This is a genomic window from Fusibacter fontis, assembly GCF_055378735.1.
On sequence record NZ_AP042445.1, the window covers coordinates 651281 to 666549 of the forward strand.

12 protein-coding genes are annotated in these 15269 nt (G+C 35.2%); all 12 read left to right on the plus strand.

The window, feature by feature from the left end; genetic code table 11:
- Positions 1 to 6: 6 nt before the first annotated feature.
- Positions 7 to 933 (plus strand): bifunctional riboflavin kinase/FAD synthetase, encoded by a 927-nt coding sequence (locus ACZ41W_RS02900; RefSeq protein WP_464313381.1) that lies wholly within the window; start codon positions 7 to 9, stop codon positions 931 to 933.
- Between the two features lie 125 nt (positions 934 to 1058).
- On the plus strand, positions 1059 to 1325 hold the full coding sequence (rpsO, locus tag ACZ41W_RS02905) for a 30S ribosomal protein S15 (RefSeq protein WP_464313382.1): 267 nt from the start codon (positions 1059 to 1061) through the stop codon (positions 1323 to 1325).
- Positions 1326 to 1632: 307 nt separating this feature from the next.
- Entirely contained in the window at positions 1633 to 3762 is a 2130-nt protein-coding gene (locus ACZ41W_RS02910; protein ID WP_464313383.1) for a polyribonucleotide nucleotidyltransferase, read from the plus strand.
- Between the two features lie 95 nt (positions 3763 to 3857).
- The gene (locus tag ACZ41W_RS02915) at positions 3858 to 5138 is read left to right on the plus strand and encodes a M16 family metallopeptidase (protein WP_464313384.1); all 1281 of its coding nucleotides are present in this window, start codon (positions 3858 to 3860) and stop codon (positions 5136 to 5138) included.
- Between the two features lie 37 nt (positions 5139 to 5175).
- Positions 5176 to 5607, plus strand: coding sequence for a dUTP diphosphatase (gene dut / locus ACZ41W_RS02920; RefSeq protein ID WP_464313385.1), 432 nt, complete (start codon positions 5176 to 5178; stop codon positions 5605 to 5607).
- Positions 5608 to 5617: 10 nt separating this feature from the next.
- Complete coding sequence (locus ACZ41W_RS02925) at positions 5618 to 8437, plus strand: FtsK/SpoIIIE family DNA translocase (protein ID WP_464313386.1); 2820 nt, start codon at positions 5618 to 5620, stop codon at positions 8435 to 8437.
- Between the two features lie 26 nt (positions 8438 to 8463).
- Positions 8464 to 9798: a 30S ribosomal protein S12 methylthiotransferase RimO gene (rimO, locus tag ACZ41W_RS02930; protein ID WP_464313387.1), complete on the plus strand. Its 1335-nt coding sequence runs from the start codon at positions 8464 to 8466 to the stop codon at positions 9796 to 9798.
- A 5-nt stretch (positions 9799 to 9803) separates the two neighbouring features.
- Positions 9804 to 10331 (plus strand): CDP-diacylglycerol--glycerol-3-phosphate 3-phosphatidyltransferase, encoded by a 528-nt coding sequence (pgsA, locus tag ACZ41W_RS02935; RefSeq protein WP_464314265.1) that lies wholly within the window; start codon positions 9804 to 9806, stop codon positions 10329 to 10331.
- A gap of 73 nt (positions 10332 to 10404) precedes the next feature.
- On the plus strand, positions 10405 to 11640 hold the full coding sequence (locus ACZ41W_RS02940; protein ID WP_464313388.1) for a competence/damage-inducible protein A: 1236 nt from the start codon (positions 10405 to 10407) through the stop codon (positions 11638 to 11640).
- 215 nt (positions 11641 to 11855) lie between these two features.
- Complete coding sequence (gene recA / locus ACZ41W_RS02945; protein WP_464313389.1) at positions 11856 to 12866, plus strand: recombinase RecA; 1011 nt, start codon at positions 11856 to 11858, stop codon at positions 12864 to 12866.
- Positions 12867 to 13143: 277 nt separating this feature from the next.
- The gene (gene rny / locus ACZ41W_RS02950; protein WP_464313390.1) at positions 13144 to 14685 is read left to right on the plus strand and encodes a ribonuclease Y; all 1542 of its coding nucleotides are present in this window, start codon (positions 13144 to 13146) and stop codon (positions 14683 to 14685) included.
- 310 nt (positions 14686 to 14995) lie between these two features.
- Entirely contained in the window at positions 14996 to 15256 is a 261-nt protein-coding gene (locus ACZ41W_RS02955; protein ID WP_464313391.1) for a stage V sporulation protein S, read from the plus strand.
- Positions 15257 to 15269: the final 13 nt, after the last annotated feature.

The window sequence follows — 15269 nt, forward strand, 5'->3', positions numbered from 1 at the left end:
AATATTATGAAGATTTTTTTTGATTTAGATGAAATTGATTGCTCAATTGAACCAACAGCAGTAGCGCTTGGAACTTTTGATGGTCTTCACATTGGTCATGTTGAAGTTCTGAATTATACTAAAAAAGCAGCTGAGGAGAAGGGGCTAAAGACATTTGTATATACCTTTTCAAATCATCCAAAAGAGTTTTTAACTCCTGATCAAGTACCACCCAAAATCATGGATATCGACGAAAAAGTACAGATTTTTACAAAGCTAAGTATTGATTATCTGGCCATGGTTAAGTTTGATGAAACACAGATTCAATTTGAACCGGAAGTATTTGTTAAAGAAGTTTTAATTGAACGTTTGAATATGAAGCATTTAACAGTTGGGTATGACTATAGATTTGGAAAAAATGCGACAGGAAATGTCGCTTTACTTCAAGCTTTGTCTGAAGTTTATGGATATACATGTGAAATTATTCCGCCAATCATGAAAAATGAAGTCAGAGTTTCTTCTTCGCTCATTCGAAGTTTATTGTTAGAAGGTAAAATTGAAGAGGCAAATTTCTATCTTGGTCGACATCATTTTGTGAAAGGCTTCGTCGTAAAAGGGAAAGGACTTGGTCATCAGCTGGGATTTGCTACTGCAAATTTGAGGATTAAAGAGCACATTAGTACGATTAAACCGGGAGTGTATATCACTGAAACTGTTCTTAAAGGTGTCGTATATCCAAGTGTGACGAATGTTGGGTTTAATCCTTCATTTGAAAATACAGGGATTCATTTGGAAACTCATATATTGGGTGTTCATCAAGAACTTTATGGAGAAGTGATTGAAGTTCATTTTATCAAAAGAATTCGCGATGAAATTAAGTTTGAGAATCTTGATGCACTCGTCGAACAAATGAACCACGATTTAGAACTAACGAAACTGTATTTTAAACTTTGATTTTACTTTACAATGCATACTTTTGATGGTATAATTCTCGTATTGCTTACCATTGCTTTGTCTATCGAGTCTCCAACGATTTACTAGGCATATGGCGTATATAATTAAATTTTAGGAGGAAACACATGATTAGTAAAGAAAGAAAAACGGAAGTTATCGAGAAATTTAAAACACATCCAACGGATACTGGTTCTCCAGAAGTTCAAATCGCATTATTAACATTCAGAATCAACGAATTGAACGAGCACTTATTAGCTCACAAAAAAGATCACCACTCAAGAAGAGGTCTTTTAAAAATGGTTGGTAAAAGAAGAAACTTACTTAACTACTTAAGAGATAATAACCTTGAGAAATACAGAGCATTAGTTGCTGAGTTAGGATTAAGAAAATAATATCACGATAATGAAAGCTTCAAAGATTCGTCTTTGGAGCTTTTTTTTCATTAAACGTCTATTAAGAATGATTTCATAATAAAAAAACACAGAATCCTTTAATAAACGCAAGACGATGGTAAAATAGTCTTTATATTCAAGCGTAAATTTAGTATAATAAAAGGGATTAAACAATTGCACTTTTGCGGAATTTATCTTAATATCCTACTTATTTGAAGTGAGTGTGTTTTAAGTTGATGAACTTGATGCTGACTTGAAATAAGTAGGATAAATTCCCTAAGGCGTATTGATAAAAATAGGAGGCCTTATGAGTCAACAATCTGGTTGCCAATTATTGGGTGGCGACACATTAAAAGAAGTAAAAGTATTTGAAACGACAATAGCAGGTAGACCGTTCAAAGTAGAAGTAGGTAAGTTAGCTAATCTTGCAAATGGTTCTGCTGTGATTTCTTATGGAGAAACTGTCGTATTAGTAACGGCAGTAGCAACTAGAAAACCAAAACCAGGTATTGATTTTTTCCCATTAACAGTTGAATTTGAAGAAAAATTATACTCAGTTGGTAAAATTCCAGGTGGATTTATCAAAAGAGAAGGTAGACCTTCTGAAAGAGCAATATTAACATCTCGTTTAATTGATAGACCAATTCGTCCACTTTTCCCAGACGGAATGAAAAACGAAGTTCAAGTTGTAGCAACTGTTTTGTCAGTGGATCAAGATTGTACACCTGATACAGTTGCAATGAATGGTGCTTCAATAGCACTTGGAATTTCGGATATTCCTTTTAACGGCCCAGCTGGCGCTGTAACAGTTGGATATATTGATGGAAAATATATCTTAAATCCAACGGTTGCTGAAAAAGAGCTATCAAAATTGAATTTAGTTGTAGCAGGTACTGATGAAGCTGTCGTTATGGTTGAAGCTGGAGCCGATATTCTTCCAGAAGATGTAGTTCTTGGCGCTATTATGTTTGGACATGATGCAATTAAAGAAATCTGTGCATTTATCAACTCGATTTCAGCTGAAATTGGCAAACAAAAATTTGAAATCATTTTACCAGAAGTGGATGCAGCATTTGATGCAGCAATTAAAAATTTCTTATCAGATAAAATGAATCAAATCGTACGCATCACAGGAAAACACGAAAGAAATGAAGCTCTTGAAGATCTTGAAACTGAGATGATGGAACATTTCTTAGTTGAATATCCAAATAGTGCAGATTATTTAAAAGGTCAGTTTAAATCGATTGAACGTACAATGATGAGACAAATGATTATTCATGAAGGCGTTCGACCTGATGGACGTACTGCAACAGAAATCCGTCCGATTTCTTGTGAAGTTAGTTTATTGCCTAGAACGCATGGTTCAGGGTTATTTACAAGAGGATTAACTCAAGCTTTGACGATTACGACTTTAGGTGCGCTCGGTGAGTCACAAAGAATCGATGGCTTAGATTTAGAAGATACAAAACGATATATGCATCATTATAACTTCCCACCATTTTCTGTTGGCGAAGTTGGGATGAGTAGAGTGAATAGACGTGCAGTTGGTCACGGTGCTTTAGGTGAACGTGCCCTTGTTCCGGTTATTCCATCAGAAACTGAGTTTCCATATACAATCCGTTTGGTTTCAGAAGTTGTGACTTGTAATGGATCAAGTTCACAAGCGAGTATTTGCGGTAGCACATTGAGTCTTTTAGATGCAGGTGTACCAATCAAAGATTCAGTTGCAGGTATTGCGATGGGACTTATCCAAGAAGATGGCAAAATTGAAATCTTAAGTGATATTCAAGGTATGGAAGATGCTTTAGGAGATATGGACTTTAAAGTTGCTGGTACAAAAGACGGTATCACGGCACTTCAAATGGATATTAAAGTAGATGGACTTGATAAAGCACTATTAGAAAGAGCTTTAGAGCAAGCTAAAATAGGCAGATTACACATTTTAGGTAAAATGAATGAAGTCATCAGCGCTCCAAGAGCTGAAATGTCACCATATGCACCAAGAGTGTTCCAAATTAAGATCAATCCTGATAAAATCAGAGACGTCATTGGACCAGGTGGAAAAGTCATCACAAGAATTACTGCTGCATACAACGTTAAGATTGATATTTCTGACGATGGATCGGTATTAATTACTGCGAATGATGGCATTGGCGGTGAAAAAGCCCTTGCTGAAATTCAAGGAATTGTAAAAGTTCCTGAAGTAGGTCAAGTTTATACGGGTAAAGTAACGCGTATTCTCAAATTTGGTGCGTTTGTTGAATTGGGACATGGAAAAGAAGGTCTTTGCCATATTTCTCAATTAGATGCGAAGAGAATTGCCAAAGTTGAAGATGTTGTCAATATAGGCGATGAAATCACTGTTAAGATTATTGAAATTGATGATCAAGGAAGAATCAACGTTTCAAGAAAAGTGATGATGGAAGAGAACAAATAGATGAATGAATAAATACATGGATAACCCTAGGTTTTTTGCTTATCGCTAATTGCCTGGGGTTTGATGTGTCTTGTCATTAACATAGAGGTGAAAGTTTGCATAAAAAAATGCAGTTGAAAAATGGATTAACAGTCGTATATCAAAAGTTGGAAGGTTATAAATCTGTTTCGATCGGTATTTGGGTTAAGACCGGATCTGCTTATGAAACACACGAGAATAACGGAATTTCTCATTTTATTGAACACATGCTCTTTAAAGGAACTCTCCGACGTACTGCGAAGGAAATCGCCAGTGTCATAGATGGAATCGGTGGTGAGATCAATGCATATACCGCGAAAGAATGTACGTGCTTTTATACCAAAACACTCAGTTTAGATTTTGATGTCGCTCTAGATATTTTATCTGATATGGTCAAATGTCCTACTTTTTTAGACGAGCATATTGAAGTTGAGAAGACTGTTATACTTGATGAAATTATCATGTATGAGGATTCTGCTGAGGAAATGGTGATTGACGTTTTGAACGAAATTACTTTTAAAGGACATCCATTAGCACTCCCAATTTTAGGCACAAAAGATTCCGTTACAAGTATTACTCGCGACAAAATTCTTTCTTATTTTGATACCTACTATTGTGCGGAAAATATGGTGTTATCAATTGCTGGTGATTTTGATGAAGCGGTACTCATCGATCGTGTTTCTCATTATTTTCAAGACATCAGACAAGGTGAAAAAGTTGAGTGTTTGGCGATTACGCCACCGGTTTGTAATTGGGGATTCGATTCTCGAAAAAAAGATTTTGAGCAAATACAAGTGGCTATTAGTTTTCCGGGGATTCGTTTTGACCATGAGCTAAGTTATGAGATGATGGTGATGAGCAATATCTTAGGTGGTACCAATAGTTCAAGGTTATTTCAAAGCATTCGAGAAGATCGAGGATTGGTATATTCTGTATTTTCAGAACCTAATTTTTACGATGCACTTGGAACTTTATGTATATCGTTTGGCGTTTCTAGAGAAAATTTGGAAGAAACATTGAGTTTGGTTACGGATGAAATTAACTTAATGCGCGAACACCTCATTACTCAGGAAGCACTTGATCATGCTAAAAATCATCTAAGAGGCAGTTTTTTCTTAAATCTCGAAGGCAGTGACAATTTTATGGACATGATTGGACGAATTGAACTCTTTGCACATCGAGAAAAAAATGTCGATGATATGCTTGATAAAATCAACAATATTCAGCTCGAAGGTGTGACTCAATTGATCGATGCATGTTTTAGTCCAAATCAGGTTGCAATGGCGATAGTAGGCGATATTGATCTAAAAGAAACACAAGAAATATACCATCAATTTTGCGATCAATTAAAAAAATAATAAGTATACGCTAAAATTAAACATCGAAGGGGAATATATGAAAATAAAAATCGTAAATCAATCATCCAATCCACTTCCAGAGTATAAGACACTTGGCGCTTCTGGTATGGATTTACTCGCTAATAACGATACACCTATTGTAATAAGACCGATGGAAAGAACGCTCGTTCCAACTGGCCTTTTTGTAGAAATCCCGTTGGGTTATGAAGGACAAGTTCGAGCGAGAAGTGGACTTTCAATTAAAAATGGTATTACACTTGTAAATTGTGTTGGAACTATTGATAGTGATTATAGAGGAGAACTTAAAATTCCTGTCATTAATTTAAGTGATGAGGCATTTGAAATAAACAAAGGTGATAGAATCGCTCAGTTGATTATCTCAAGATATGAAAGAATTGACTGGGAGACCGTAGATTCCGTTGAAGAAACAGATCGTGGTATAGGTGGGTTTGGTTCAACAGGTGTATAAGAGGTGAAATTTGGCGAAGTCAAGTACAAGCAAAAAAAATACGCGTTCAACTACAAAATCGACACCTGCTGTGAAAAAGTCGTCATCTCCAAAAGGCAAAGGAACAAGTAAGACGTCTAACAACAGAACAGTTAATCGTCAAGATGTTGAACGGAATTATAAAATTAAATATGAGCTTAAGTTAATCGCCTTGATTGCAATAACTGTGTTTATTATGCTGAGCCTATATACAAAAGCGGTTGGGAATGTAGGACACTTTATTTCAAATGTCTTTCTCGGAACCTTTTCATATGTTGGCTATTTGATACCAGTGTTGGCATTTGTCTTATTTTTTGTATATTTGAATCCCAATTTTAAACCAGCCAAGGGAAGAATCGCGATTGCATTAGTATTTATATTAATAGGGGCATTGTGTCTTTCTACCTTGATTGCCTATGATGGCATAGAGCGACAAAAATTAGCCCTTCGAGATCATTATTTGAGCATAAAACAGATTCAATTATCGTATGAATCAGGAAAGTCTTTGCTTGGTGGTGGCGTCTTTGGAGATATTATAACGATATCTTCTGTTAAGCTAATTGGCATAATTGGAACTTATATACTGATTATTGTCACGTTTATTGCCGGATTTATAATCTTTACTAAAATTTCGATTCAAGATCTTTGGGATTATAAGAAAAAACACTCGGAAGAAAGAAGAGCGATCAGACAGCAGGAGCGCGCAATTGAATCAGAAATTGAAGCCGAAATCATTCAAAATAAGCTTCAAAATCAGACTAAAAAAATTCAACTGAACAAGCCTAAAGATACATTTGATTCTTCTGAAATGGGATTATTAGATGAGTTTGATTTGATGAGAAGAGCCTCTAAAAAGAAAGATTTAAAGGTGTTTGATTCTGATTATTATGAAATGGATGATGTGGATAAATCAACTTCTGATATTTCAAACCTTAACATCCAAAGTGCTGAGATTTCTCAAGAATGTCAAGAGTCTATTACGGTACAATCTGACGATGTTCACGAGTATGAGATGAATATCGAACTCGTAAACGAAGGAAAAACGAAATCAGTTAGCGAGCGAGATGACGGCAAGAATAAGGTTGTGAAAACAAAGAATTCTATTGAAAAAATTGCAATTAGCAAAGCACCTAAGAGTATAAACGAGAGCGAACCTTCAAAAGAAAGTTCTGCTTCAATTGATTTTCACGATCATGCAGCAGTTGTTCCCTCTCAGCCAGATAAAATTAAAGCGTCAGATATTGACGCTCAGACGCGTCAGCACGTGAATGATGAAATTCGAATCGGTACGACTAAAGTTATTGAAGATTATCGATTACCGCCAATCGAATTATTAAACGAAGATCAATCTGCTCAAGTGGTTGAAGATAAATCAGAGTATATCGAAATGGCAAAATTGTTAGAAGAAACATTGAATAATTTTAATGTGGATGCTAAAGTTGTATCTGTTAAAAGAGGCCCTTCAATCACGATGTTTGAAGTTCAACCTAGTCCAGGGGTTAAAGTAAGTAAAATTGTCGGATTGAGTGAAGATATTTCTCTCAATTTAGCAACCACTCAGGTAAGAATTGCACCAATTCCCGGAAAGGCAGCAATTGGAATAGAGGTTCCAAATAAAACAACTTCAATGGTAACGATTAGAGAAGTTATTTCTTCACCTGATTTTAAAAAGCAAAAATCAAAACTGACAATAGGTCTAGGTAAGGATATTTCCGGGAATCCAATTATTGGCGACTTGGCAAATATGCCGCATTTACTTATTGCAGGTGCTACTGGTTCAGGTAAATCTGTCTGTGTAAATACCATTATCTCAAGTATTTTATTTAATGCGAAACCAGATGAAGTTAAATTTTTAATGATAGATCCAAAGGTTGTTGAATTAAGTAACTACAATGGTATTCCGCATTTGATTTTGCCTGTTGTTACGGATGCTAAGAAAGCATCTATTGCTCTGAACTGGGCAGTGAATGAAATGACAAGACGTTACAAATTATTTGCCGAACAAGTTGTAAGAGACATGAAGAGTTATAATAAAAAAGCAGAGCTTGCTGGATTAGAAATTTTACCACAAATCGTGGTCATCATCGATGAACTAGCAGATTTGATGATGGTTGCACCAAATGTTGTAGAAGATGCGATTTGTCGTTTAGCTCAAATGGCACGTGCTGCAGGAATCCATTTGATTGTTGCAACACAAAGACCATCAGTAGACGTTATTACGGGATTAATTAAAGCGAATATTCCTTCACGAATTGCATTTTCTGTGTCATCTTCAATTGATTCGCGTACCATCATCGACATGGGCGGCGCTGAAAAGCTATTGGGAAGAGGCGATATGCTTTATTATCCGGTGGGTGCTTCTAAACCAAAACGTGCTCAAGGTGCATTCATGTCGGATGAAGAAGTTGAAGCTCTAGTAAACTACATTAAGAATCAAAATCACGAAGTGACATATAATGAAGAAATTTTAGATGATGTTCAGAGTGTCAATATGAACAGTGATGATGTGGATGAATATTTAGAAGATGCTATTGCATTTGTAATTGACACAGGACAAGCATCAGCCTCTTTGATGCAACGTAGATTTCGCGTAGGGTATAATCGAGCAGCGCGATTGATAGATTCTATGGAAGAAAGAGGGATTATTGGACCAAATCGTGGCAGCAAACCGCGAGAAGTGTTGATATCGTCTGACGAATATAAATCATTAGTCGCTTCTAATGATTTGGATGATACACAGATAGAATCGACAGATTATGATCACTATGACACATCTTTTAACAGTGAAGATGAGTATCAAGACGAGGTATAAATGAGTTTTAGAAATGGTGAGGTAAGATGAAAAAAGTATATATAGAGACACTAGGGTGCTCTAAAAACCTGACGGATAGTGAAATCATGTTGGGAATATTGGATGACGAACAGTATCATCTTTGCGATGAATTATCTGAAGCAGAAATTATTGTTTTAAACACGTGTTCGTTTATTCATGACGCAAGAGAAGAATCTATTCAAATGATACTGGATTTAGCCAAGCAAAAAGAAGATGGAAATTGTGAAAAACTCATTGTAACGGGATGTTTATCACAAAGATATCCAGAAACGCTTATAGAAGAAATTCCAGAAATTGATGCCATCATTGGAACAAGCAACTTTTATGAGATTGATCAAGTCATCAAAACGCTCTATTCAGAGCAAGCTCAAAATCAGAAAATCTTTATGAAGTCGGTAGATTTAGAAATTCCAGAAAATTTACCGAGAATTTTAACAACACCTGCCCACTATGCATACCTTAAGATATCAGAAGGTTGTGATAATCGCTGTACGTACTGCATTATTCCGAAATTGAGAGGTAAGTATCGCTCGAGAAAAATTGAAGATATTGTTGCAGAAGCAAGTGATTTAGCTGATATGGGCGTTAGTGAATTCATGATAATCGCGCAAGATACTACGCGATATGGCATGGATTTGTATGGTGAGACGAAGTTAGATGTTCTGCTTGATGAGTTATCTAAAATCGAAAAAATCAAATGGATTCGCGTACATTATTCTTATCCAGATGTGCTAGATGATCGATTGTTAGATGCATTTTTCAGAAATGATAAAGTGGTCAATTATTTTGATATTCCAATTCAACATGCCAGTGACAAAATTCTAAAACTCATGAACCGTAAGACGAGTCAAAGTGATATTGAAGGGATTGTTACCAAGATTCGACAAAAAGATCCTCTAGCGGTAATAAGAACAACTGTCATCATTGGTTTTCCAGGCGAAACAGAAGAGGATTTTGAAACGCTTTTAGATTTTATTCAAAGAATGAAATTTGATAGATTAGGTGCATTTGTCTATTCGGATGAAGAAGATACACCAGCAATGAAATTACCAAATAAAGTAGCTGAGGAAATCGCGTTAGAACGAAAGAACATTTTAATGGAAAAACAAATGTATATTTCAGAAGCGTTATCTTACTCAAAAATTGGAAGAACATATGAAGTTGTCATTGAGGAAATTGCAGACTCTGGAAAAATTCTCGTAGGTAGAACTGCTTTTGACGCTCCAGAAATTGATGGCGTCGTATATGTTCATACAGATCAAGATATTGATTTTGGAACATTCATTCAGGTTAAAATTACGGATGCTTTAGAATATGACTTAATAGGAGTAATTGTATGAGTAAAATGAATATTGCAAATAAGTTAACGATTTTAAGAATTGCTATGATTCCAGTGTTTATCTATTTACTTTTAGAAGGATATTCTGTTTGGGCACTTATAATGTTTGCAGTTGCTTCATCGACAGATTTTTTAGATGGATATTTAGCAAGAAAATACAATTTAGTCACGAATTTTGGTAAATTTATGGATCCTTTGGCTGATAAATTATTGGTTACTTCTGCATTGGTATGTTTTGTTCAACTTGGCATGCTGAACGCATGGGTGGTAATCATCATTTTATCACGTGAATTTATTGTGAGTATATTTAGAGCCATTGCTGCTGCTGAAGGCATTGTCATTGCAGCAAGTTGGTGGGGAAAGTCAAAGACAATTAGTCAAATGATCATGGTAATTGTTTTATTGCTTAATAACTACCCATTTGAACTGATACATTTACCAGTTGACCAGGTCCTCATTTATCTGGCTACCATTTTAACGGTTGTTTCTGGATATGATTATATCGTAAAAAATAAGCAAGTTTTGAAAGACTAACTCGGATGGTTGACGTAATAATATTATGTCAACCATTTTGTATTTGTATGAAAAACGACATCTGGAGGTAAGAATGAAAGCGGGAATATTAGCAATTGGTACAGAACTTCTCATGGGACAAACCGTGAACACGAACGCAAGTTATTTAAGTAAAAAATTATCTGAGATTGGAATTGGCGTGTACTATCAGTATACCGTGGGAGATAATGCAGAACGCATTAAAAAAGCACTTAATGACTTAATTGAAAGTTGTGATATTATCTTCACAACTGGCGGGTTAGGCCCAACCTTAGACGATATTACGAAAGAAGTGATAGCAGATGCTTTAGGGCTTGAAATGATCATGGACACAAGAAGTCTTACCCTTATAAAGGAGCGATTTCATTCATTTAATAGATCTATGCCAGAAAATAATATTCGACAAGCGTATTTTCCGGATGGAGCGATTATATTAGATAATGAGCAAGGAACTGCGCCTGCTTGTATCTTAGAAATTCAAGAAACAAACAAGGCTATAGTGGTATTGCCAGGACCACCTCGAGAGCTTCATTATCTCTACGATAAATATATTAAATCCTACTTGGAAAATAAAAATGAAATTAAAATGATTTCGAAATATTTAAGTATTTATGATCTAGGAGAATCTGCTGTTGAAGAAGTTCTAATGGATTTAATTGAAATGCAAACAAACCCAACACTTGCGACTTATGCGGGTGATGGAAAAGTACTCCTTAGAATTACTGCATCTGGCGTAAATCAAAGCGAAAACGAGCAGTTGGTTCAACAAATGGTTGAAATCATAAAATCTCGAATTGGAAAATTCATCGTATCTGATAAAGGTGAAGATATTGAATCTGTTATTATGCAAATGCTAAAGGAAAAAATGCTGAAAATTGCCTTTGCAGAGTCCTGTACAGGCGGTAAATTAGCAAGCACATTTATTAAATATGGTGGTGCATCTGATGTTGTTGATTCAGGTATAATTACGTACTCAAATCGATCAAAGATCAATGAATTATCAGTAAAACCAGAGACGCTTCAGCTTTACGGCGCAGTGAGTCATCAAACGTGCTATGAAATGGCAAAAGGGATTGTTGATCAAACCGGCGCTGATATTGGAATCAGCATCACTGGAATTGCTGGCCCTACTGGCGGCACCGATGAAAAACCAGTTGGACTTGTCTATATAGGCATCAACATTAACAATGAGATTTATACATTCGAAAACAGATTTATTGGCTCAAGAGAAGTCATTCAAAATCGTGCAGTCATTAAGTCATTAAAGCTTTTATATGATTTGCTTCAATAAACCTAGTTGCTTCTTAATCATTTTTGATTACTTTTATTAATTGAGCTACTTTTTAACAACTGCAGCGAAATTACAACAATTTCCTCGATTGGAAAATATTGACAAATTCAAAATAAATATTTATACTTTTTATATAATAGGTGTTTGCATCTTATGAATGCTATGTTATAATAAAACAGAACAAACGTTCTAATAATGAAAGTGAGAGTGCATGTATGAGTGAGAGACAAAAGGCTTTAGATCATGTCCTTGGACAAATAGAAAAACAATACGGAAAAGGTTCCATTATGAAATTAGGGGACGAATCAGCGAGAATGAACGTTGAAAGTATTCCAACAGGTTCAATTGATTTAGATATTGCATTAGGTATAGGCGGTATTCCAAAAGGACGTATTATTGAGATATATGGACCTGAGTCATCAGGTAAAACCACAGTAACACTTCACATGATTGCAGAAGTTCAAAAAAGAGGTGGAACAGCAGCCTTTATTGATGCTGAACATGCATTGGATCCAGTCTATGCAAAGGCAATTGGTGTAGATATTGATCAATTGGTTGTTTCACAGCCAGATACAGGCGAACAAGCACTTGAGATTGTAGATGCGCTTGTACGTAGTGGCGCTGTAGATATTGTCGTTGTAGACTCAGTTGCAGCTTTGGTTCCAAAGGCAGAGATTACAGGTGAAATGGGAGACTCACACATGGGTTTACAAGCTCGTTTGATGTCTCAAGCTTTGAGAAAACTCACAGCAATCATTAATAAATCCAATTGTTCTGTTATTTTTATCAATCAATTACGTATGAAGATTGGTGTTATGTTTGGAAATCCTGAAACGACAACCGGAGGAAACGCGCTTAAGTTTTATGCTTCTGTTCGTTTAGATGTTCGAAAAATTGATTCGATTAAAAAAGATGCAGATGTCGTTGGAAATAGAACGCGTGTTAAGGTTGTAAAGAATAAAGTAGCTCCACCATTTAAACAAGCTGAGTTTGATATTATGTATGGTGAAGGCATTTCCAAAGAAGGTAGTATTTTAGACTGTGCAAGTGAAGCCGATATTATTAAAAAATCAGGATCTTGGTATAGCTATGAAGGCAATAAAATTGGACAGGGTAGAGAAAATGCTAAAGAGTATTTAATTCAAAATCCTGAACTTTGTAATGAGATTGAGATGAGTGTTAGAAGACATTTTAATTTGTTGAATAATCCTGAAACCAAAGCTTAAATAGTTAAATAGATAAACGGAACTTTTTTTGTTGATTGATAATAAATAAAACTCTCGACTATGCGTAGAAAAGTGAATCATTTATATTTCTAGAAGATATATTTTTATTAAGAGCCTCATCTCCTTGTTGTAAAGCGCTCGATTCAAGGTGATGAGGCTTGACAATTTTATATAAAAATTATACAATTAAGTGTATGATTGTATTTTAGAATATACATGACTATAAGACCAGGGATACTGGTCTTAAAATTTACGTAAGGGGGTGAATGACATAGACTTGCCTATTATTGTACAGATATTAATTTTACTAGCATTTGCAGGGATCACATTTGTCGTAGGATATTTTGTGAGAAAGAGCATTGCTGAAAAAGAAATCCTAAGCGCAGAATTTAAAGCAAAAGAAATTATTGCTGAAGCTGCTAAAGCTGCGGAGTCTGTTAAAAAAGAAAAAGTATTAGAAGCTAAAGAAGAAGCTTTGCAAATTCGTAAAGAAATTGACAGAGAAACAAAAGATCGAAGAGCAGAACTTCAAAAATTAGAAAGAAGATACTTACAAAAAGAAGAAGCTCTTGATAAAAAAGTATTAACACTTGAGACTAAAGAAGAAAAATTGGCTCAAAAGTTAAAACAAGTTGAAGAGAAAGAGCAAGAAGCGAACGACCTTTACTCGCAACAAATTAAAGAACTCGAACGCATCTCAGAATTGACAATTGAAGAGGCTAAAAACCAACTGCTTGCAGATGTTGAAAAAGACGTAAAACACGATACTGTTTTATTGATTAAGGACATTGAAGGCAAAGCAAAAGAAGAAGCAAATAAGAAAGCGAAAGATATTTTGGCTTATGCAATCCAAAAATGTGCCGCTGATTATGTTGCTGAAAGTACTGTATCACTAGTAAATTTACCGAACGATGAAATGAAAGGTAGAATTATTGGTAGAGAAGGTAGAAACATTAGAGCACTTGAAACTCTAACAGGTGTAGATTTAATTATTGATGATACACCGGAAGCGGTTATTCTTTCATCTTTTGATCCAATAAGAAGAGAAATAGCTAGAATGGCGCTTGAAAAATTGATTATCGACGGTAGAATTCATCCAGCTCGTATTGAAGAGATGGTTGAAAAATCTAAAAAAGAAGTTGATCAAATTATCAAGACAGAAGGTGAAAACGCTACTTTTGAGGTAGGTATTCACAATTTACATCCTGAACTTATTAAGTTAGTGGGCAGATTAAAATACAGAACGAGTTATGGTCAAAATGTTTTAAAACATTCGATCGAAGTAGCTCACCTTGCTGGTTTAATGGCTGCTGAAATTGGTGCAGATGTAAAAGTTGCAAAACGTGCAGGTTTATTACACGATATTGGTAAAGCGGTTGATCATGATCAAGAAGGTACACATATCGAATTAGGTATGCAAATACTTCGTAAATATCGCGAATCAAAAGCAGTTATTCATGCTATGAGTACTCATCATGGTGATTATGAACCTGAATCTATTGAAGCAATTTTAGTTACAGCAGCAGATGCATTGTCTGCAGCACGTCCTGGTGCAAGAAGAGAAACTCTTGACACATATATCAAGCGTTTAGAAGCTTTAGAAAGCATTGCTAACGGTTATGATGGTGTTGAAAAATCATTTGCAATTCAGGCGGGTAGAGAAGTTCGTGTCGTAGTGATCCCTGAGAAAATCAGCGATGATGATATGTTCTTACTTGCAAGAGAAATAAGCAAGAAAATTGAGTCAGATTTAGATTATCCTGGTCAAATCAAAGTTAATGTGATTAGAGAATCTAGGGTAACTGATTTCGCAAAATAATAAAATAGAGCTATTAAGAAGATTAGAAGAATTCAGAAATGAATTCTTCTTTTTAATTGAGTACATATTAGAATTCGCTAATCAATAATCTGCTAATCAATAATCTGCTAAATCCACTATTCATTAAATCCTTAAATTAATAATTCATTGCTTCAATACTAATTTAAATTTAATACATATGTGTTAATCGAGTTGGTATTCTTCATTCTTTAATTTATGAGGATGTAAATAATCTGTTTAAGCTTTTTTGTATCGGGTATATCTTTATCAAATACTCTCTAAAACAAATGTAGTAAGGGGGACCATAAAGATGGAAGTTTTAAAAGTAGCAACGAGTTCAAATCCGAATTCAGTAGCAGGTGCACTAGCAGGAATCGTAAGAGAGCATGGGCATGCTGAAATTCAGGCCGTAGGAGCAGGTGCATTAAATCAATCAATAAAAGCAATAGCAATCGCAAGAGGTTTTTTAGCACCAGGTGGAGTTGATTTGTATTTTATTCCAGCGTTCACAGAAGTAAATATTAATGGAGAGACCCGCACAGCAATTAAGTTAATTGTACAAAAGTTTTAAAATTGAATGGAGG